Origin of the sequence: Glutamicibacter sp. M10, from assembly GCF_025452055.1 — a bacterium.
In the GTDB taxonomy this organism is placed as follows: domain Bacteria; phylum Actinomycetota; class Actinomycetes; order Actinomycetales; family Micrococcaceae; genus Glutamicibacter.
Window position 1 is genome coordinate 1,323,803 of the sequence record NZ_CP104918.1, and the last position, 20,551, is coordinate 1,344,353.

15 protein-coding genes, 1 pseudogene and 1 riboswitch are annotated in these 20,551 nt (G+C 56.0%); of the genes and pseudogenes, 13 read left to right on the plus strand and 3 right to left on the minus strand.

Annotation, left to right across the window (positions count from 1 at the left end; translation table 11 throughout):
* Positions 1-2: 2 nt before the first annotated feature.
* Entirely contained in the window at positions 3-1,907 is a 1,905-nt protein-coding gene (locus tag N6V40_RS06480) for an SIP domain-containing protein (RefSeq protein WP_131089016.1), read from the plus strand.
* A gap of 90 nt (positions 1,908-1,997) precedes the next feature.
* Here N6V40_RS06480 and N6V40_RS06485 read toward each other — a convergent pair whose 3' ends face one another.
* Positions 1,998-2,471 (minus strand): MarR family winged helix-turn-helix transcriptional regulator, encoded by a 474-nt coding sequence (locus tag N6V40_RS06485; protein ID WP_262199446.1) that lies wholly within the window; start codon positions 2,469-2,471, stop codon positions 1,998-2,000.
* A 103-nt stretch (positions 2,472-2,574) separates the two neighbouring features.
* Between N6V40_RS06485 and N6V40_RS06490 the strand changes: the two genes are divergently transcribed.
* Entirely contained in the window at positions 2,575-4,419 is a 1,845-nt protein-coding gene (locus N6V40_RS06490) for an ABC transporter ATP-binding protein (protein WP_262199447.1), read from the plus strand.
* Here the strand turns inward: N6V40_RS06490 and N6V40_RS06495 are convergent.
* Positions 4,416-4,901, minus strand: a complete 486-nt coding sequence (locus N6V40_RS06495; RefSeq protein WP_262199449.1) for a MarR family winged helix-turn-helix transcriptional regulator — start codon at positions 4,899-4,901, stop codon at positions 4,416-4,418. The two genes, N6V40_RS06490 and N6V40_RS06495, sit on opposite strands and share 4 nt — an antisense overlap.
* Positions 4,902-5,129: 228 nt before the next feature.
* On the opposite strand from N6V40_RS06495, the gene N6V40_RS06500 reads away from it, so the two are divergent.
* Positions 5,130-6,239, plus strand: a complete 1,110-nt coding sequence (locus N6V40_RS06500) for a glutathione S-transferase C-terminal domain-containing protein (RefSeq protein WP_262199451.1) — start codon at positions 5,130-5,132, stop codon at positions 6,237-6,239.
* A 190-nt stretch (positions 6,240-6,429) separates the two neighbouring features.
* A pseudogene (locus tag N6V40_RS06505) lies at positions 6,430-7,370 on the plus strand (RNase H family protein).
* Positions 7,371-7,453: 83 nt separating this feature from the next.
* On the opposite strand, the gene N6V40_RS06510 reads toward N6V40_RS06505, so the two are convergent.
* On the minus strand, positions 7,454-8,905 hold the full coding sequence (locus tag N6V40_RS06510; protein ID WP_131089010.1) for an APC family permease: 1,452 nt from the start codon (positions 8,903-8,905) through the stop codon (positions 7,454-7,456).
* Positions 8,906-9,168: 263 nt separating this feature from the next.
* Between N6V40_RS06510 and N6V40_RS06515 the strand changes: the two genes are divergently transcribed.
* The 9 genes from N6V40_RS06515 (at position 9,169) to N6V40_RS06555 (ending at position 20,401) form a co-directional block, all read left to right on the plus strand.
* Positions 9,169-9,831 carry a serine hydrolase domain-containing protein gene (locus tag N6V40_RS06515; RefSeq protein WP_262199452.1) on the plus strand — a complete coding sequence of 221 codons (663 nt, stop codon included), beginning with the start codon at positions 9,169-9,171 and terminating at the stop codon, positions 9,829-9,831.
* Positions 9,832-9,851: 20 nt separating this feature from the next.
* Complete coding sequence (locus tag N6V40_RS06520; RefSeq protein ID WP_262199453.1) at positions 9,852-10,328, plus strand: serine hydrolase; 477 nt, start codon at positions 9,852-9,854, stop codon at positions 10,326-10,328.
* A 64-nt stretch (positions 10,329-10,392) separates the two neighbouring features.
* A complete protein-coding gene (locus tag N6V40_RS06525; protein WP_315973786.1) occupies positions 10,393-11,181 on the plus strand; it encodes an SGNH/GDSL hydrolase family protein in 789 nt (262 codons plus the stop codon).
* 101 nt (positions 11,182-11,282) lie between these two features.
* Positions 11,283-11,380, plus strand: a riboswitch (glycine riboswitch).
* 164 nt (positions 11,381-11,544) lie between these two features.
* The gene (gcvP, locus tag N6V40_RS06530) at positions 11,545-14,391 is read left to right on the plus strand and encodes an aminomethyl-transferring glycine dehydrogenase (protein ID WP_207306472.1); all 2,847 of its coding nucleotides are present in this window, start codon (positions 11,545-11,547) and stop codon (positions 14,389-14,391) included.
* A gap of 12 nt (positions 14,392-14,403) precedes the next feature.
* Entirely contained in the window at positions 14,404-15,531 is a 1,128-nt protein-coding gene (gene gcvT, locus N6V40_RS06535; RefSeq protein WP_131089008.1) for a glycine cleavage system aminomethyltransferase GcvT, read from the plus strand.
* Between the two features lie 60 nt (positions 15,532-15,591).
* Positions 15,592-15,972, plus strand: coding sequence for a glycine cleavage system protein GcvH (gcvH, locus tag N6V40_RS06540; RefSeq protein WP_131089007.1), 381 nt, complete (start codon positions 15,592-15,594; stop codon positions 15,970-15,972).
* Positions 15,972-17,294 carry a serine hydroxymethyltransferase gene (gene glyA, locus N6V40_RS06545; RefSeq protein WP_262199454.1) on the plus strand — a complete coding sequence of 441 codons (1,323 nt, stop codon included), beginning with the start codon at positions 15,972-15,974 and terminating at the stop codon, positions 17,292-17,294. Before gcvH ends, glyA begins: the two co-directional genes overlap by 1 nt.
* Before the next feature lie 187 nt (positions 17,295-17,481).
* Complete coding sequence (locus N6V40_RS06550) at positions 17,482-18,891, plus strand: L-serine ammonia-lyase (protein WP_131089005.1); 1,410 nt, start codon at positions 17,482-17,484, stop codon at positions 18,889-18,891.
* Between the two features lie 400 nt (positions 18,892-19,291).
* A complete protein-coding gene (locus N6V40_RS06555) occupies positions 19,292-20,401 on the plus strand; it encodes an NADH:flavin oxidoreductase/NADH oxidase (protein WP_131089004.1) in 1,110 nt (369 codons plus the stop codon).
* Positions 20,402-20,551: the final 150 nt, after the last annotated feature.

The following is a 20,551-nucleotide window of genomic DNA, read 5'->3' on the forward strand; positions in this document are numbered from 1 at the left end:
CCATGGCCACTTTGCAGGCTAGCGATCTGACCTTGGCCTATGACAAGGTCACCATTGTCGACGAACTGTCCTTGGACATCCCCACCGGGCAGGTGAGCATCGTGGTCGGCGCCAACGGTTGCGGCAAGTCCACCCTCTTGCGCGCCCTATCACGACTGCTTAAGCCCACCGGTGGGCAGGTGCTGTTGGACGGGGCGGATATTCATTCCAAGCCGGCCAAGGAAGTCGCAAAGATTTTGGGTCTGCTGCCACAGTCACCAACCGCGCCGGATGGAATCACCGCCCGCGAGCTGATCAGCCGTGGACGTTACCCACACCAGGGCTTATTCAAGCGCTTCTCCGCTGAAGATGAAGCGGCAGTGAACCACGCAATGGAAATGACCGGCACCACCGAGCTTGCCGACCGTGCAGTCGACGAGCTCTCTGGTGGGCAGCGTCAGCGTGTCTGGATCGCCATGGCGCTGGCCCAGGAAACTGACCTGTTGTTACTTGATGAGCCCACCACCTTCTTGGACGTGGCGCACCAGCTTGAGGTGCTTGATGTGGTCAGCGAGTTGAATCGTAGTCGCGGCATCACCGTGGTCATTGTGTTGCACGACTTGAACCTGGCAGCGCGCTACGCCGATTATCTGGTGGCCCTGCGTCACGGAAAGATCTACGCTGCCGGGCACCCGAATGAAGTGGTGACCGAAAAGACAGTTAAAGATGTTTTTGGGATGCCAAGCCGAGTTATCCCTGACCCGGTGGGTGGCACTCCACTGGTTCTACCTATCGGACGTCACCGGGTATTGCGCACCGAGCAGGTGCTGGCCTCCAAGGGTATTTTCCGCAGTGAGCCCAAAGCACTTGAGCCTTCTACCGGTACGCAGCCAGCTGAAGCAGAACAAGATGAGACGACCGGCGAATCTGAACAGAGCGTTCGCCCGGCCTACGAGCACGTTCCAACGTTGGCTTTTGAGACCACCTTGATCAAACGTCAAGAACTCTCACCTTCCTTCCGCCGTCTGACTTTCAGCGGCAACGACCTGGATTACTTTGGGACCAACAGTCACCCATTGGATATGCGGATCAAGTTGTTGCTGCCACCAGCTGGCGGTACCGCGCTGACCGACGAAATTGCCTCGATGCGCCCGAACGCGATGACCAGTCCAGCGGATCAAGTCGGTTGGTACAAGCGCTGGTTATCCATTGATCCGGACACCCGCGGCTACATGCGCACCTACACCGTTCGTGCCTTCCGCGAAGCCGGTCACCGAGATAACGCTGGGCTCACTGCAGAGCTAGATATTGATTTTGTGATGCACGGACACATGGTGGATGGAAAGCTACACGGCGGTCCAGCCACCGAGTTTGGTGATCGCGCCCAGGTGGGTGACCAACTGTTGCTCCTTGGCCCTAATAAGTTCCTCAATGATTCCAGCTACGGCGGCATCGAATTCCGTCCAGGCGATGCCGGCCGCATTGTGCTGGCCGGGGATGAAACGGCCGCTCCGGCAATTTGTGCGATCCTTGAGTCATTACCTTCTCATGTCACCGGACATGCCCTGATCGAGGTGCCAGAGACCACCGACATTCTGGGTGCTTCGACTCGTTCTGGGGTGTCCGTACAGTGGCTTACCCGCGGAAATAGTGAGCACGGGGAGCTACTACGATCGGCCTTGCGTCAGGTCGTGGCAATCCCGGCAGCCGGTGTTGTTGATACCAACGCCGAGCCTGAAGACATTGACATTGATTCCGAAATTCTTTGGGAGACCGGCCAAGCCAACAACGCCCCGTTCTACGCGTGGGTTGCCGGTGAGGCAGCGACCGTGAAGGAAATGCGCCGTTACTTGGTGCGTGAAGCGGGTCTAGATCGCAAGCAGGTGGCCTTCATGGGCTACTGGCGTCGTGGGAAGACCGAAAACTAGAACTGAATTTTAGTCCTTGGACTATTCCAAAGCGGCGGCCCTGAAAATCATTAAATGGTTTTCAGGGCCGCCGCTTTTTGGTTTTGAGAACTAGTTGCTGCTCGCAGGCTTGCAATCGGAACGCCGTGGGCGAGGATTTTCCCTGTCTAGGATCTCCAGCAGGCGGGTGAGCTCCCTGCGATCATCGCCCGGAAGCTTTTCAAAGTACCCGTCCATGCTCTCGCGTCTAAGCCGAGTCAGCTCACCTATTTGAGCCTTGCCACTGGGGCTCAGTGCGATGAGTGTGGCACGTCGGTCTGCAGGATCCGGGGTGCGGATCACCAGCTCTTTAGCTTCAAGCTGGTCGACAACCTCGGTGGTGGAGCGCGCGGCGATATGTAGTCGCTCTGCTAAGTGCGAGTTGCGCATCCCCTGGTTTTCGGCATGGCTGAGCAGGCTCAACACTCGCGATTGATGTGGGGTGATCCCTAAGGGGATGAGGTTTTCTCGCCAGCGCCCGCGGATAACGCGCGAGGCCCGGAGAAAGAGATCTGCCAAGTCATCCTTGGACTCTTCGTTCTGCATGCTTTCAAGAATAGTGTGTTCTTCAGAACAAATTCAAGATGAAACCACATAGTGAGGTTACCTCTGCTATTCTTTGTGTGAAAAGAGTGATGAGGGAGGGTCTATGAGTTCAGGAGCAACGCACGGAGCACCGGCCGCGCTTACCGGTGGTGGCCGCATGAAAAATTCGGCCCAAGATAAACAATGGCTAGCCGAGCATCCGGTCTCACTCAAGCGTGTGGCCGAACTTTTTAGACCGCACCTGGGCTCTGTCATCGTCGTGGTCCTACTGATCGTAGCCTCGTCCATCATTGGCCTCGCTCAACCCTTCATTGTCCGCGAGCTGATTGATGACGCCATTCCCAATAGCAATGTTCGGCTTCTGATGTTCGGCGCCGGGGGACTGGTGCTCATTGCGCTAGCTGCCGCGGTGCTGGAAGTGCTGCAAACGTGGCGCGCCACCTTGATGGGGCAGCGCGTTATGCACCGACTGCGTACCGGTCTCTTTACCCACTTACAGAAACAGTCGCTCGGATTTTTCACCAACTCCCGTTCAGGGGACGTCCAATCTCGATTGATCAATGATGTCGGGCAGATGCAGTCGGTCATTACCAATTCGGCAACCAGTATCGCTTCAAACCTGACCACCGTGGTGGCAACAGCAGTAGCCATGGTTGCTATCTCTTGGAAGCTCAGTCTGATTTCTTTGATTGTCTTCCCTCCGGCAATTTTGCTGGCCAAACAGACCGCAAAGTTGCGGCGCGCGGTCACCGGTAAGCGACAGCGCGAGATGTCTAACCTGACCTCGCTGATTGAAGAGCGGCTGAGCATCTCAGGAGTACGCCTGTCCAAGATCATGGGCACTGGTAGTGCGGACGCTGCGGTCTTCGCGGATTCCAGCCATAAGCTCATTGACCTTGAAATGAAAAGCGCCCTAGCCGGACGCTGGCGCATGGCCACCATGAGCATCATTTTTGCGGCTATTCCAGCTGCCCTCTATCTGGCTGCCGGATTGCCGGTGACAGGCGAAGGAATGAGTATCGGTACCCTGGTTGCCTTCACTGGGCTACAAGCTGGGATCTTCCGTCCAGTCATGGGCTTGATGCAACTATCGGTTCAGTGGGTTTCGGCCATGGCCTTGTTCAGCAGGGTTTTTGAGTACCTTGATACTGACCAAGAATTACCGGTGCCGAAGAATCCAAAGCCGGTGAAACCAGAAAATGTTCAGGGGTACGTAGAGCTTCGCAACGTGAGCTTCCGCTACCCGCAAGCTAATCGGGCGACCTTGGATCAACTAAATCTGACACTTGAAGCCGGCACGATGACCGCAGTGGTTGGCTCTACTGGTTCCGGTAAGTCCACTCTAGGCTCATTGCTTCCACGATTGCTGGACCCAACTTCGGGACAGGTGCTGCTCGACGGAGTTGACCTCAAAGACTATGCGCCAGAAGGCATCGCGAATGTGGTCTCTGTGGTGGCTCAGGAGAGCTACTTGCTGCACGATACTGTCAGGGCTAACTTGCTCTGGGCTGCACCGGAAGCAAGCGAAGCTCAACTGTGGCAGGCGCTCGAAGCCGCACAGATTGCAGAGCTCATCCGCGGGTTGCCTCAGGGCATAGATACCGAGGTAGGTCAGCGTGGCCATCGGTTCTCCGGTGGAGAACAGCAACGTCTGGCCATCGCTCGAACCATGCTGCGCAAGCCAAAGGTTCTGGTGCTGGATGAGGCAACTAGCGCACTGGATACAGTCACCGAAGCTTTGGTGCAGCAGGCACTGGATGAGCTTGCAGTTGGGCGTACTACTCTGCTCATTGCACACCGGCTAAGCACTGTGATGCGTGCGGATAAAATTGTGGTGCTCGAAGATGGCCAGATTGCTGAGGCAGGAACCTTCGACGAGCTGGTGGCCCTTGGTGGTCGCTTTGCGCGATTAGTTCAAAACAGCGAGCTAGCCGCGCAAAGGAACTAGCAGGAGGAGCCTCTGAGCCCTTGCTTTTCCAGTGAGTCCAGGATCTTTGGCAACGCGGATTCCAGTGCTTTGCGTTCTGCAGGATCAAGGGAATCAAAGAGCGTTTCGCGCACAAAGGTGACGTGGGTCGGCGCTGCACTTTGGATGGTTTGTTGACCCAATTCGGTGAGCGCAATTTGGTGACCGCGGCGATCGGTTTCATCCGAGCAACGGCTGATCAAGCCCTTGGCTTCCATACGACGAAGCAGGTGTGAAAGTCGGGAGCGGTCCCAGCGAAGTCCTTGAGCAACGTCAGCGGGACGTAAACTTGGTTCCGGAGTCTCTGAAAGTACCGCCAAAACCGAATATTCCCCGGACTGCATTTGTGCATCGCGGAGTAACTGACGGTCCATTGCGCTGGGGAATTGCCAGAGGAACTCGCGTATCGTGCGCCAGAGTTCCTGCTCGCTATCGGTGAGCCAGCGGGTCTCGTCGCTCTTCATGATTTTCTTTCACCCTTGTATCGTTAGCCCAATAAAATTTTGTTGACGCATCAATCATCTCGTGTAAGGTTGGTTTTGGCAACATAGGCTGACACGTCAATTAACTGATGGCCAGCTACCTGCCGAAATATTGATTCACATCATCATGTTCAACGGGCAGCCGTTGTTCTAGGGTCGATGTGGAAGCACACTGAATGTGTAGAGCATGAAGGACTTTGGAGGGAAACGATGAGCGAAGAATATTCAACGAAGGGTGCCTATGTCACCGGCGGAGAATTCACCCGTGATACCAACTACATCCAAGACCGGATTGTCGCTGATACTGCGCCAGAAAATTACAGCAATGAGCATAACGACAGCAAGATCGGTCATCCGTTGGCCGGTGTTTCTGAAGGTGCCCAGCTGTGGCCAGTAGAAGCAGGGCGCTACCGCTTGGTGGCAGCTCGTGCTTGCCCTTGGGCCAACCGCACCCTCATTGTTCGCCGACTGCTTGGCCTAGAAAATGCCTTGTCCGTTGGGCTTCCCGGGCCAACCCACGACGCCCGCAGCTGGACTTTTGATCTAGATCCAGACGGGAAAGATCCAGTTCTAGGCACCGAACGAATCCAAGAAAACTACTTCAAGCGCTTTGCTGACTACCCTCGTGGCATCACCGTTCCGGCCATCGTGGATATCCCATCCGGTGCCGTTGTCACCAATGAGTACCCACAAATCACCTGGGACCTATCCACCCAGTGGAAAGAATTCCATCGCGAGGGTGCACCAAATTTGGTGCCGGAAGATCAGCTAGATGAAATGCTTCCGCTGATCAAGCGGATCTTCACCGAAGTGAACAACGGCGTATATCGCGCAGGATTTGCTGGGGATCAGAAATCCTACAGCGACGCTTACGATCGTCTTTTTGATACGTTGGATTTCCTGGAAGAGCGACTTGCTACCCGTCGTTTCTTGATGGGGGACTACATCACCGAAGCGGACGTACGTCTGTTTACTACCTTGGTGCGTTTTGATCCGGTGTATCACGGTCATTTCAAGACCAACCGCAACAAGCTGGTCGAGATGCCTAACCTTTGGGGTTATGCCCGTGATCTGTTCCAGACCCCTGGTTTTGGTGACACCATCGACTTTGAACAGATCAAGGCTCACTACTACGTGGTGCATGAAGACATTAACCCAACCCAGATCATCCCGAAGGGTCCAGTGCTAGAAAACTGGTTAGAACTCTCGGGTCGTGATCAGTTGGCCGATAACGGTCCGTTCCTCAACGGCACCGCACCGGGTGAAGTTCGAGCCGAAGAGCGCGTGCAAGCCGGCCACAACCCGTTGTACTCGGCATAGCTAGTAGAACGCTTAGGCTAAGTGGTCTTAACCCTGGGTTCGGGTGACGTTTTGAAATCGTCAAAACCTGCCAGCTCAGGGGTTTTCCATTTCTTGAGCTTTTCTTCAGTTTTAGTTTTGAGTCGAACCGTCAGCGACATGGCCCGATAGGTAGGTCAGAGGCAGGCATCAGGCGTGGCAGGATTAAAGCATGACGATCATTGCAGCTGCAGATGGATCCGCCCTAGGTAACCCAGGGCCGGCCGGTTGGGCCTGGTACGTGGATGACAATAATTGGGCGGCCGGTGGTTGGGACCACGGAACAAACAATATGGGGGAGCTGCAAGCAGTCCTTGAACTCTTCCGGGCCACCGCACACCTGCCTGATGAAGAGCTAAAGATCCTCTGTGATTCGCAGTACGCCATCAATTGCATCAGCAAATGGATGCCGGGCTGGAAGAAGCGCGGCTGGAAAAAGCCGATGGAAAACAGGTGTTGAACCAAGACATCCTCAAAGAACTTGATTCGGCCATTGTCGGCCGCAAGTACACCTTTGAATGGGTCAAGGGTCATGCCGGGCATGACCTGAACGAGGCTGCCGACGAACGTGCTCGCGCAGCGGCCACCGCTCATCAAAGGGGAACTTCCCCTGACGCTGGCCCCGGTTACATCGTGGGAAGCGCACAAGCGCCAGCCGCGGCAAGTGCTTCCACTACGTCCGCGCCGGCAGAGCCAGTTGAGCCAGCTCACGAAGCCGAACAACCCGCACAGGTATCTGCGCTAGTGTCAACATCCGGGGACTTTGCCGCGACGGTTTATGAGCTGGAGCAAGGATTCCTCGACCCACAAATCCGCACCAGCTTTACTGAGATCGCCGACTTCTTGCACCCCAGCTACCAAGAGGTGACCCGCCACGGTGGGCTACTGGATGTAGCAACCATCGGCACCCTGTTGAGTTCCGGATCCTCCCTGCCCACCACGGGGCAGATGCAGGTTCTGGCCACCCGACAGATCAGTGAAGAAATGGTGTTGCTGGCCTACCGAATGAAGCCAAGCGACTCTGAAGTTTTGGTGGTCTCCTCCTGGTGGCAACTAGGCGAACAGGGCTGGAAGCTTCGCTTCCGTCAGGAAACTATCGAGCAGTCCGCATAGCGGCCAGTGCGAGATTAGAGGCTTAAAGAACTGTGGTCCACCGAGAAAAATTCTCGGTGGACCACAGCTGTACCCGATGCTATTTATTCGTAGTGCCCGGGGCGGGTTTCGATAATGCCCTTTTTGTAATTGATGCGGTTGACCAGCCAGGTCACTGCCCAGAGCAGTACGCCAATAACCAGCAATAGGCCGGCAATTTCGTACTGCACCCAGTCCTCGCGCGAACGGGCCCACGGGCCGGCGAGGAACAGGCAGAAGGCTACGCCGAGAATCGGGATGACGGTCGGGGTACGGAAGGCATCTTCCGGTGCCTTTTCGCGGCGCAAGACCAGCAATGAAACATTAACTACGGCGAAGACGCAGAGCAACAGCAGTGCTGTGGTTCCACCCAGCGAGCCAACAATGCCGTTCTCGCTATCCAAGTTGACGTAAGCCACCAAAGCAATGGCCAGCGCGGTGCTGAACAAGATGGCTACCCAAGGGGAGCGGCGGGTGGAGTGCACCTTGCCCAAGAACTGCGGGAGCACGCCTTGACGGGCCATGCCGTAGAGCAATCGGCTTGCCATCAGCATGTTCATCAGCGCGGTGTTGACCACGGCAAAAACGGTCAAGAACGGGAAGATAGCGTCCACCGGAATGTTCGGGGCGCCCAGGCGCACCACGTCCAGCAAGATACCGGCATCTGGATTCTTCGGGTTCAGCAAGTCGCCGGTAGGGATCACCATGATCACGGTAACTGCCACGAGCATGTAGATCACTGCACACAAACCCAGACCAATAAACATGATCTTCGGGAATACCTTGTTTGGGTTCTTGGTTTCTTCCACCAAGTTCACCGAGTCTTCAAAACCAACCATGGCGAAGAAGGCGATGGCGGTACCCATGGTTACCGCGGCAAAAAGACTGCGGTCCGACGGGGTCTCGAAGACTACAAGACGGCTGATATCACCCTGACCGGACGCAATAACAGAGAAGCCGATGCCGATGATCACTGCCATGATGGCCAGCGAAATAATGGTCAAGACGAGGTTGAACCTGACGCTCTCACCCACACCTCGCAAGTTGATCAGCGCAAGGATCACGATGATGGCAATGGCAGCCCACATGCCCGCTTGTGGCGTGGTGGGGACACCATCAATGAACTGGCCAAAACCGATCAGAAGGTTCTGACCAACCAAGGTTGCTGAGGTCGCGGCACTAGTAATGCCTGAACAGGCCACGGTGAAAGCCACGATGAAAGTGACAAAATGGATGCCAAAAGCTTTGTGCACGTACAGAGCCGCGCCAGCGGCGTGTGGGTACTTGGTGACCAGTTCGAGGTAGCTAAAAGCGGTCAAAGTTGCGATGGCAAAAGCAACGAGGAACGGCAACCAGGCCGCGCCACCCACTTGGCCAGCAACCTTACCGGTGATGGCAAAAATGCCTGCGCCGATGATATCGCCCATGATGAGGAATAGCAGCAGCTTGGGGCCGATCACCCGCTTGAGTTCTGTATCCTGGCCCTGGGGTACTGGCGTGTCACTATTCACAGTCATGCGATCGAGATCATCTCCTTCAGTAGTAGGTGGCAAGCATGACAAATTTAGTTGTTGCACCCATAGTCGGCAAACCGTCTTCTGAGTTGGCTCACAGTATCACGAGTCCAAAGGTTGCAAAATGACGATAAGCGGTACTACGCCCCTCTAGCTGTGACCTGACATACGGATGGGATCTTAGTAGCATGTTGGCGAGCCAAGTGAGAATTGCGCTGGATCCGACTAGGGTTAGTTGAAAAGCGACAAGCACTTTAAGGACGTAGATGGACTCGGTGATTAGCGAAGATTTCGCACCTTTGGCTCAAGCTCTGGAAGCACGAGCTGCTGAAGAAGAAAACTACTCGGCACAGCTCGCTGTTTATCACCGGGGTGAACTCGTGCTCAGCCACAGCGTCGGTGAGCATTTAGCGGCGGATGCACTGACCTGTGTCTTCTCGTGTACCAAAGGCATGGGCGCACTGGTCATCGCCTTACTCGTCCAAGATGGCCTGATTGATCCAGCTGCCCCAATGACCACCTACTGGCCAGAATTTGGCGCCGGTGGAAAGAATAAGCTCACCGTTGGCGAGGTGCTCAGTCACCAGGCTGGCGTTCTTGGTGTTCCCGGCGGTGTACCAAGTGAAGTCCTACTGAACTCGGCTGAATATGCCAAGGTTCTGGCGTCCATGCCAAGCATCTGGCCGCTGGGTCAGAACATCGTTGGATATCACGCCATCACCATGGGCGTACTGATGGAAGAACTGGTTCGCCGCGTCGCCGGCAAAGAGCTTAAAGATGTTTTTGAAGAGCGCATCCGTAAACCTCTGTCGGCAGACGTTTATATCGGACAAGACCCGTCACTGGAATCACGCTACCGAGATGTCTTAGCTGGCGTTGAAGCGCCAAGCGAATTTTTGATCCCTTCTCGCCAGCTGGCCTGGCGGTAAACTCCGCCTCCGGATTCGCCTTGGCAGACGGTCCGGTTTACAACTGGCATGAGCTGGCCAACTCAGCCCAGGTACGTCAGATCGGTCCGGCGTCCATGGGTGCGGTAGCCAACGCTCAAGGCCTGGCCGGAATCTATGCCGCATCCTTCGGCGCCGTTCCATCCCTCGGCGCGATGCAAGGATTCCTCAGCGCGGACACCTGGTCACAGGTCTCCACCGAACTGGTTTACGGACTGGATCGAAGCAACGGTTTGTTGCAGGCTTTTGCCTTGGGATTCATGAAGGCTACCGCCCGCAATAATTACGGCTCCATCTTCGCCTACGGTCACGACGGAGCTAACTCATCTTTGGCCTTTGCCGACCCTGCCTACCAGCTCGGCTTTGGCTTCATTCCCTCACGCAACGAAGGACCCAAAGACACATCTACCGGGGTCAAGCTCAGTCAGCTGGCGCGCCAGCTGATCCTCGCCAAGAACGCCAAGGCTAAATCAAACTGAACCTTGGCAAACTGAACCTTGGCAGTGAACAGAAAAATTTAGCAGATACAAAAGTGAGATTGAAGTGAAGAAGTATTTGGCATTGGGTGATTCGTTCACCGAAGGCGTCGGCGACGTAGATTCGAATCGACCTAACCAGGTGCGCGGATGGGCCGACCGAGTCGCTGAAGTGCTCAGCGCGCAGGGCGACTGGGAATACGCCAACCTCGCGGTACGCGGAAAGAAAATCGGTCAGGTCATCAACCAGCAACTGGACCAAGGCCTGTCCATGAAGCCAGATCTGGTGAGCATCTACGCCGGCGGAAACGACATCTTGCGCCCCAGAGCAGATCTTGATGCGCTGATGCGTGGTTATGAAGGGATGGTCCGACGCTTCACCGAGGCCGGAAGCACCGTTGTACTCTTCACCGGTTTTGACACTGTCGAATCTCCCTTGTTCTCCAAGACCCGTCCGCGTACTGCGATCTATAACGAGAAAATTCGCGAGATTGCCGATAAGTACGGCGCGGTCATTGCGGACTACTGGCGTTGGCGCGAATTCTCAGACTTGCGTTATTGGTCTGTAGATCGCCTGCACATGAACGAGCTGGGACATGCACTGATGGCCGCGAGGGTTCTTGACGTTCTTGGACGACACCAGGTCACCGACGAAAACTGGGCAGATAAACTTCAGGCTCCGGTTCTGCCGGATCACGCGGTGAACTCTCGCGGCGAAAAGCTGAAGCAAGAATTGGGTTGGGCTACCGAACATTTGGTTCCTTGGGTTAGGCGCAGGCTCTCGGGCACATCCTCGGGTGATTCCTTGTCAGCAAGGTATCCGCAGTACGTTCAACTCACGGCGGTCACGAAGTAAAACTTTTGTGACAGTTCAACGCAGCGCGACTCTTTGACCTAAAGCGCGAGGCAGGTAACATGGTTGTGTGCTGCAGATCTAAGATCAGCAGCACACGCCATAGACGGATGGCGGGAGAGTCCCGTTCACACCATGGACGGGCGCCGTAGGAGCAATTCCTCCCCAGGAAACTCTCAGGCCCCCGTACCGCCATCACGAGGCAACTCTGGAAAGTAGCCGGCCAGATCCGGTTCACCGAAGGTGCAAGTGCTCGGCTTTGTTGGCCGAACACGTAAAACTCTCAGGTAGTGCAACAGGGATGGGGAGGCAAAGCGTCCTTCCTTTGGCATGCGCCAAGACAGATCCCGTGGAGACTCCAGCACCATGACCATCACGCAGACTTCGGCTTCTACGAACAGTGAATTCGTTACTCGCCACATCGGCCCGCGTCCTTCTGACGTCGCCACCATGCTTCAGACTCTTGGCTACGACAGCCTAGAATCACTGATTGATACCGCAGTTCCCGCAGATATCCGACAAGGTGCCGCACTGGATATTCCAGCAGCACTAAGTGAAACCGAAGCGCTGGCCCACCTGCGTGCGGTAGCCTCCAAAAACGTCATGAAGACCCAGATGATTGGTCAGGGCTTCTACGACACCCTCACCCCAGCGGTGATTCGACGCAACATTGTCGAAAACCCAGCCTGGTACACCGCTTACACCCCGTACCAGCCAGAAATCTCCCAGGGCCGCCTCGAAGCCCTACTGAACTTCCAGACCATGGTGATGGATCTGACCGGTCTGCCAATCGCCAACGCTTCTTTGCTGGACGAATCTTCGGCCGCCGCAGAAGCCGTGCTGATGATGCGCCGTGCTAACAAGAAGAAGGCCAAGGGCAAGACCGTCCTGGACTCCAACATCTTCCCGCAGACCATCAAGGTTGTGCAGGGCCGTGCCGACGCACTGGGCTTCGAAGTTGAAGTTGCTGACCTCTCCGCAGGCCTGCCAGAAGGCGACATCTCCGGCATCGTATTGCAGCAGCCAGGTAACAACGGCTCCATCGCAGAACACGCAAGCATCATCGCAGCCGCCAAGGACGCCGGCGCAATGGTCACCGTCATTGCTGACCTTTTGGCTTTGACCATGATCACCCCTCCGGGTGAACAAGGCGCCGATATCGCTGTGGGCAACACCCAGCGTTTTGGTGTTCCACTGTTCTTCGGTGGTCCACACGCGGCCTACATGGCCGTTGCCGATGGTCTGACCCGCTCGATGCCAGGGCGCTTGGTTGGTGTCTCGGTTGATGACGCTGGCGTTCCTGCCTACCGTCTGGCACTGCAGACTCGCGAGCAGCACATCCGCCGCGAGAAGGCGACCTCCAACATCTGTACCGCTCAGGCATTGTTGGCCATTTGTGCCTCGATGTACGCGGTGTACCACGGCCCAGCCGGGCTAAAGCAAATCGCAACCCGCGCCAACAACCACGCTCGCGTGATTGCCACCTCGCTGGTAGCAGGCGGCTTCACCCTCGCATCCAATACCTTCTTCGACACCGTTGTGGTGAACGTGAAGAACGCCGAGGAAATCATCTCCAAGGCGATCACCGCGGGCATCAACCTGCGCAAGGTCAACGACACCCAGGTTGGTATCTCCACCGATGAGGCCACCACCTCAAGCATCGTCAAATCCCTTCTTGAGGTCTTCGGCGTAGAGCTTTCGGCTCCAGAAGGCTTTGAGATCCCAGAGTCGCAGGTTCGCACCAGCGACTACCTGACCCACCCGATCTTCAACACCATCTCTTCCGAGACCCAGATGATGCGTTACCTGCGTCGTCTCTCGGACCGCGACCTGGCACTGGACCGCACCATGATCCCATTGGGGTCGTGCACCATGAAGCTGAACTCGGCTGCCGAAATGGAATCCATCACCTGGCCAGAGTTCGCTTCCATCCACCCTTACGCGCCGGCAGAGCAGACCGAAGGTTGGCGTGAACTGATCACCGACCTTGAAGGTCGACTGACCGCGATCACCGGTTACGCTGGCGTCTCCATCCAGCCAAACGCTGGTTCCCAGGGTGAATACGCGGGCCTGCTAGCCATCTCGGACTACCACGCATCACGCGGCGAGGGTCAGCGAAATGTCTGCCTGATCCCAGCCTCGGCTCACGGCACCAACGCGGCTTCCGCGGTACTGGCTGGCATGAAGGTTGTCGTTGTAAAGACTGCTGCCGATGGCACCATCGATTCCAATGACCTGGATGCCAAGATCGAAGCCAACAAGGACGTGTTGGCTGCGATCATGATTACCTACCCATCCACTCACGGTGTGTACGACGCTGACGTACGCGAAGTGTGCGACAAGATCCACGCCGCCGGCGGCCAGGTATACATCGACGGTGCCAACATGAACGCACTGGTTGGTCTGGCACAGCCAGGTTCCTTCGGTGGCGACGTTTCGCACCTTAACCTGCACAAGACCTTCTGCATCCCTCACGGTGGTGGCGGCCCAGGCGTTGGCCCAATCGGCGTAGGCGAGCACCTCTTGCCATTCCTGCCAGGCGACGCTTCGGGCACCTACACCGAACGTGACGGTGTGCCAGTGGTTGCTACCGCTTTCGGTTCGGCCGGCGTACTGCCAATCTCTTGGGCTTACATTGCGATGATGGGCGGCGACGGTCTGACCGAAGCTACCAAGCATGCAATTTTGAACGCCAACTACATTGCCAAGCGTCTGAACGAGCACTTCCCAGTACTGTTTACCGGTAACAAGGAATTGGTTGCCCACGAGTGCATCCTTGACCTGCGCGAATTGACCGCCAAGACTGGGGTGACCGCAGAAGATGTGGCCAAGCGCCTGATCGACTTCGGCTTCCACGCACCAACCTTGTCCTTCCCAGTAGCAGGCACCCTGATGGTGGAACCAACCGAGTCTGAGGACTTGGGCGAGATTGAGCGCTTCATCGAAGCGATGATCACCATCCGTCAGGAAATGGAAGAAGTGCTCTCGGGCGTTTACACCATTGAACAGTCGCCACTGCGCCACGCTCCACACACCGTTACCGCCGTGGTCAACAGCAACTGGGACCGCAAGTACTCGGTAGAGCAGGCTGCGTTCCCGGTATCGCGTCTGAAGTTCGACAAGTACTTCCCGGCTGTTGGCCGTATTGATGGTGCTTCCGGCGACCGTAACCTGATCTGCTCCTGCCCGGCTCCTGAAGCCTTTGAAGACTAAGAGGATTTCACGATGACTGAGACTACCCACGAACTAAAACGCACCGCCCTCTATGAACAGCACAAAGAGCTGGGCGCAAACTTCACTGACTTCGGCGGCTGGGATATGCCACTGAAGTACGGTTCAGAATTGGCCGAGCACAAGGCTGTTCGTTCCACTGCTGGGCTTTTTGACCTGTCCCATATGGGCGAGGTGTACCTGGCTGGACCGGAAGCGGTCACCGCGCTGAACACCGCGCTGGCAGGCAACTTTGGCATCATGAAGGTGGGCAAGGCCAAGTACTCGCTGATCCTCAATGATGACGGCAAGATCATTGATGACTTGATCGTGTACCGCCTTGAAGAAGAAAAATTCCTTGTGGTTCCTAACGCTGGCAACGCTGTGGTGGTAGCCGCAGCCCTTGCAGAGCGTGCAGCTAAATTTGATGTCCAGGTCGATAACGCTTCGGAGCGTCAGTCGCTGATTGCAGTGCAGGGACCGAACGCGCAGGACATCGTCTCCAAGCTGGCAGCTGACCAAAGCACCGTTGACTCCGTCACAGAGTTGAAATATTACGCAGCGGTTTATCTGGTGCTCGGCGGTCTTGACGTTCTGGTTGCGCGCACAGGATACACCGGCGAGGATGGCTTCGAATTGATCATCAACAATGATCAAGCGGCCGAGCTGTGGGAAAAAATTGTCACAATTGGTGCGGATCACGAGTTGGTTCCGTGTGGCCTTGCCGCACGTGACTCGCTGCGTCTGGAAGCTGGCATGCCGTTGTACGGCAACGAGCTAAGCCTAGAACGCACCCCATTTGATGCGGGATTTGGCCCTGTAGTCTCCTTCAAGAAGGAAGAAGACTTTGTGGGCCGAAAGGCTCTTGAAGCCCTGCGAGAGCAGACTCCAGCACGCAAGCTGGTCGGTCTGAAGGGTCTGGGCAAGCGCGCCGGACGCGGTGGCTACGCCATCGTTAAGGACGGCGCTACTGTTGGTGAAATCACCTCAGGACAGCCATCTCCGACCCTCGGCTACCCGGTAGCCCTGGGGTATGTGGATGCGCAATACAGTGAAGTTGGCACCGAGCTAGAGGTCGATCTGCGAGGTAAGACTTTGCCATTTGTCGTCGTCGAACTGCCGTTCTACACGCGAGCCAAGTAACGTTAAACATCAGTAGGGCCTAGCCATACGCCCGCTTATTCCCTTGGGAGAGGAAATACCGTGAGTAAAGTTCTTTCGTCATTACGCTACTCGGCAGAACATGAGTGGATCGATGCATCGTCCCCAGCCAAGGTCGGCATCACCCAGATCGCTGCTGACGCCCTGGGCGACGTTGTCTACGTAGACCTGCCAGAGGTTGGCGATTCGGTCAGCGCAGGTGAAACCTGTGGTGAAGTTGAGTCCACCAAGTCGGTTTCCGACCTGTTCTCGCCTGTTACCGGCACCGTAGTTGCGATCAACGACGAGGCTGTAGAAAACCCGGCAATCTTGAACGAAGACCCATATGGTGCCGGCTGGCTGTTCACCGTAGAGGTCGCCGAAGAAGGTCCGCTACTTTCGGCAGCAGACTACGCAAGCGCGAACGGTGGAGATGTCCAGTAATGAGCAACCAGAATTTTGAATCTCTGGCACCAGCATCGCTGACCCAGTCCCTAGCAACTCTGGATCCTGAGGTAGCACAGCGCATCGACGCCGAGCTAGCTCGCCAGCAGCGTGGCCTGGAAATGATCGCTTCGGAGAACCACACCGCCCAGGCTGTTATGCAGGCTCAGGGTTCGGTGCTAACCAACAAGTACGCCGAAGGTTACCCGGGACGCCGCTACTACGGTGGTTGCGAAGAGGTTGACGTCATTGAGACGCTGGCCATCGATCGCCTCAAGGCTCTTTTTGGTGCCGAGTACGCCAACGTTCAGCCACACTCCGGTGCTCAGGCTAACGCTTCGGTTTACCACGCACTGGTTCGCCCAGGCGACACCGTACTGGGTTTGAACCTGGCGCATGGTGGTCACCTGACCCACGGCATGAAGATCAACTTCTCCGGTCGTCTATTCAACATCGTTCCTTACGGTGTAAATGAAGAGACCAACCTGGTGGACATGGACGAAGTTGAGCGCCTTGCCGTGGAGAACCAGCCAAAGATGATCGTTGCTGGTTGGTCCGCTTACCCACGTCAGCTGGACTTCAAGCGCTTCCGCGAAATCGCTGACAAGGTCGGCGCTTACCTGTTCGTGGATATGGCTCACTTTGCAGGTCTGGTTGCAGCTGGTCTGCACCCATCGCCTGTGCCTTACGCCCACGTGGTTACCTCCACCACCCACAAGACCCTTGCCGGTCCTCGTGGTGGCATCATTCTGTCCAACGACGCGGATATTGCCAAGAAGATTAACTCTGCAGTCTTCCCAGGCCAGCAGGGTGGTCCACTGGAGCACGTCATCGCTGGTAAGGCTGTAGCTTTCAAGATTGCAGCTTCCGAAGAGTTCAAGGAACGCCAGCAGCGTACCTTGGCTGGTTCGCGCATTCTTGCTGAGCGTCTGACCCAGGAAGATGTTGCTGCCAAGGGCATCAGCGTTTTGACCGGTGGCACCGATGTGCATCTGGTGCTCGTTGACCTTCGTAACTCGGAGCTTGACGGACAGCAGGCAGAAGATCTTTTGGCACAGGTGGAGATCACGGTTAACCGCAACGCGGTTCCATTTGATCCACGTCCGCCAATGACCACTTCGGGCTTGCGCATTGGTACTCCAGCACTGGCAACCCGTGGCTTCTCGGAAGCTGCATTTGCTGAGGTCGCGGAGATCATCGCGCAGACACTGATCGCCGGTGCCGATGGTAATACTGCAGTTTTGCCAGAGCTGAAGGACCGAGTTCTGAAGCTGGCCGAGTCTCACCCGCTGTATCCGGAGCTTGCTAAGGTTTCCGAGTAACATCATCAGCTATTGATGAGGGCCCGGAAGGCGGAAACATTCGCTTTTCGGGCCCGCAGTTTTTCCTCCACATTTGTCCACCCATAACTGTGTGGATGTCCCGTTGCAAGGATGACCTCTTGCGCACCCCTTCATCTTTCCGGCAGTTAGCTATCGGAATGCCCAAGTTCTAAGGATGTGACCCGCCATGGCGGTAAGCGTATTCGATCTTTTCTCGGTTGGTATTGGACCGTCCTCCAGCCACACCGTGGGGCCAATGCGTGCGGCACACGCATTCATTGCCCAAGTAATCCGTGAAGAGAAGATAGCAGCCCTGGAGACTATCCGGGTTGATGTCTATGGGTCACTGGCCGCTACCGGTCGTGGGCACGGAACATTCACCGCCATCATGTTGGGACTTGAAGGTTTTGAGCCTGAAAAGGTGCTTCCTGCCCAAGTTGATGAGCGACTGGCGCAGATGGAAGAAACTGGCATTTTGCAGCTAGCTGCTCAGCTAGATCAGCGCAAAGATTTGAAGTACACGGTGGGGGACATGGTTCAGCACCCGCTGACCGTTTTGCCTCGCCACACCAATGGTGTGAAGTTTGTGGCCCTCGATGCCCAGGGTAACGAGCTGGTCAATGAAACCTTCTTCTCCGTTGGTGGTGGTTTCATCGTGCGCGAAGGTTCCGAAGAGCGCATCGAAAAGAACCTTGAGGAAAAGCTGCAGAAACAGCCTTATCCATTCACCACCGCGGCACAGTTGTTGGAACATGTGAAGGACACCGGCAAGTCCATTGCCGAAATCATGATGGCCAATGAGCTGACCTACCGCAGCCGTGAAGAAATTCGTTCGGGCCTGATCCACATTTACGCGGTGATGGAAGAGTGCAAGGACTCTGCCTTGGAGCGTACCGGCGTGCTGCCCGGTGGGCTCAAAGTTCGTCGTCGTGCACCAGAATGGCATGAGCGTTTGCGTAAGGAAGACAAGGACCGTGATCCTGTGTATTGGCAGGAATGGATCAACCTTGTGGCCTTGGCGGTTAATGAGGAAAATGCTTCCGGCGGTCGTGTTGTTACGGCGCCGACTAATGGTGCTGCTGGCATCATTCCGGCGGTGCTCTTCTATGCCACTCACTACGCTCCGGGCGCTAAGTACTGGAACGATGAAGAGAAGAACGATGCAGTTGTGAACTTCTTGCTGACCGCTGGTGCTGTTGGTGTGCTTTATAAGGAACAGGCTTCGATCTCTGGTGCAGAGGTTGGTTGTCAGGGTGAGGTTGGTTCGGCGTCGTCGATGGCGGCAGCTGGCCTTGCCGAAATTTTGGGTGGTACTCCAAAGCAGGTGGAAAACGCTGCTGAAATTGCGATGGAGCACAATCTTGGACTGACGTGTGACCCAATTGGTGGTTTGGTGCAGATCCCTTGTATTGAACGCAATGCGATTGCCGCGTCCAAGGCTGTTAACGCAGCGAAGATGGCGCTGATGGGCGACGGTGAGCACCACGTCACCCTTGATGAAGTGATCATCACGATGCGTGAAACGGGCAAGGACATGAGTGATAAGTACAAGGAGACGGCCATGGGCGGCTTGGCCGTTAACGTGGTTGAATGCTAATCACTAGCTGATTTTTGGTTTCGGGAGGTCGGGTAATCCGGCCTCCCGAAGCACTTAATGCACGGATTCACTGTCTTAGTCCTGATTTCTATCGCTTGTCAGATACTGAATGATTTATCCCCTAGATGCCATACGTCTATTTCGTCATTAGCACTTTGAGTAGGTATTATGAATTCTTGTCGATTCTCTGTTCGGTGCCAGTGCGGACGAGAAATAAGTAGACTTTTCCACTATTTGTCGAGGGTGGAAGCGTGGGATTGATACGAAGTCCAAGCCATTGGAATGCAGCGTCTGAGCGAAGAGGCAGGCAGGTCCAAGGCATACTCCTGCTCCCGACACTGGGGCACCGCGAAAGAATCGCCCACGGAATAAAACGGCCTTTCACAACGTCTCACTATGTATGCCTCAAAGCAAACTATTCTCACCAGTGACCATCCCAACCAAGAGTGGAAACGGTCTGCAGCTACGCAACCGTGTTGTTCTGCCGCCCATGTGTCAGTATGCAATCGATAAGCGTGACGGTGTTCCAACCACGTGGCAACTAGCTCACCTTGGCTCGATGGCACACGGCGGTTTCTCGTTGGTGATTTCCGAAGCTACCGCAGTGGCAGCTGAAGGGCGCATCTCTGACCGTGATGCCGGGCTGTGGAATGAGGAGCAGGTTGAAGCCTGGAAGCCCATTACGCAATACGTTCGTTCCCATGGCGCAGCCGTAGGCGTTCAGCTTGCGCACGCTGGCGCTAAAGCTTCGACCTATGGATGGTTAAAGGAACTGGAAGATGCCGGAAAGCTCGGCAGCATCAGTGACGAAGACGGTGGCTGGGAAACTTTCAGTTCCTCATCCTCGGACGTATTTGGGCTGAAGCCGGCAACCGCCATGAGCACCGAACAAATCGCAGCCTCAGTCCAAGATTGGGCAGACGCAGCACAACGTGCTGACGAGGCCGGATTCGACCTGATTCAGATTCACGCGGCCCACGGTTACCTGATCCACCAGTTCCTCTCGCCACTATCCAATGAGCGTACCGATGAGTACGGCGGAAGTTACGAAAACCGTACCCGTTACCTACGAGAAGTTGTTGAAGCCATCACCGCCGTATGGCCAGCGGATAAGGCCCTAGGCATTCGCTTCTCGGGTGAAGACTGGGTTGAAGAGGGCTGGCGCATCGCCGATACCGTGAAGCTTGCCAAGCAAATGTATGACCTTGGCGTGCGGGCCTTCGATCTGTCCAGCGCAGGTATCGGTGCTTTCGCCGGTCCTACGGGTCCCGGATACCAGGTGCCGCTGGCTCAAGCGGTGAAACAAGCATTGCCAGAGGACGCGTTTGTGACGGCCGTTGGTGTCATCACTGATCCGACTCAAGCAGAACATATTGTGGTGACCGGTCAGGCTGACGGGGTTAGCATCGCCCGAGCCGCCTTAGGCAATCCGCAGTGGCCAAACCATGCCGCTCAGCAGCTAGGTGCGCAGAAATCTCACCCACCTCAGTACTGGCGCGGCCGCTGGTAAAAGGCGTTGCCATGCTGAATTCTTCCGAATCCTCAGTTAGTTTCTGGTTACCTCTTCCAGCCGTTGAATAGTGATGTTAGGTTAGTCCCACGGATCTAGTCGCAACGCGGCCAGGAGTCGCGTGCGGAAGGGAGTCAGCATGGCACTACG

Excerpts from the sequence above, each read along its gene's own strand:
- N6V40_RS06480 (WP_131089016.1), top strand. The coding sequence starts at position 3 with ATGGCCACTTTGCAGGCTAGCGATCTGACCTTGGCCTATGACAAGGTC.
- gcvT (WP_131089008.1), top strand. The coding sequence starts at position 14,404 with ATGACTGAGACTACCCACGAACTAAAACGCACCGCCCTCTATGAACAG.
- N6V40_RS06485 (WP_262199446.1), bottom strand. The coding sequence starts at position 2,471 with ATGCAGAACGAAGAGTCCAAGGATGACTTGGCAGATCTCTTTCTCCGG.
- N6V40_RS06500 (WP_262199451.1), top strand. The coding sequence starts at position 5,130 with ATGAGCGAAGAATATTCAACGAAGGGTGCCTATGTCACCGGCGGAGAA.
- N6V40_RS06495 (WP_262199449.1), bottom strand. The coding sequence starts at position 4,901 with ATGAAGAGCGACGAGACCCGCTGGCTCACCGATAGCGAGCAGGAACTC.
- N6V40_RS06515 (WP_262199452.1), top strand. The coding sequence starts at position 9,169 with ATGGACTCGGTGATTAGCGAAGATTTCGCACCTTTGGCTCAAGCTCTG.
- gcvP (WP_207306472.1), top strand. The coding sequence starts at position 11,545 with ATGACCATCACGCAGACTTCGGCTTCTACGAACAGTGAATTCGTTACT.
- N6V40_RS06555 (WP_131089004.1), top strand. The coding sequence starts at position 19,292 with ATGCCTCAAAGCAAACTATTCTCACCAGTGACCATCCCAACCAAGAGT.
- N6V40_RS06490 (WP_262199447.1), top strand. The coding sequence starts at position 2,575 with ATGAGTTCAGGAGCAACGCACGGAGCACCGGCCGCGCTTACCGGTGGT.
- N6V40_RS06510 (WP_131089010.1), bottom strand. The coding sequence starts at position 8,905 with ATGACTGTGAATAGTGACACGCCAGTACCCCAGGGCCAGGATACAGAA.
- glyA (WP_262199454.1), top strand. The coding sequence starts at position 15,972 with ATGAGCAACCAGAATTTTGAATCTCTGGCACCAGCATCGCTGACCCAG.
- N6V40_RS06550 (WP_131089005.1), top strand. The coding sequence starts at position 17,482 with ATGGCGGTAAGCGTATTCGATCTTTTCTCGGTTGGTATTGGACCGTCC.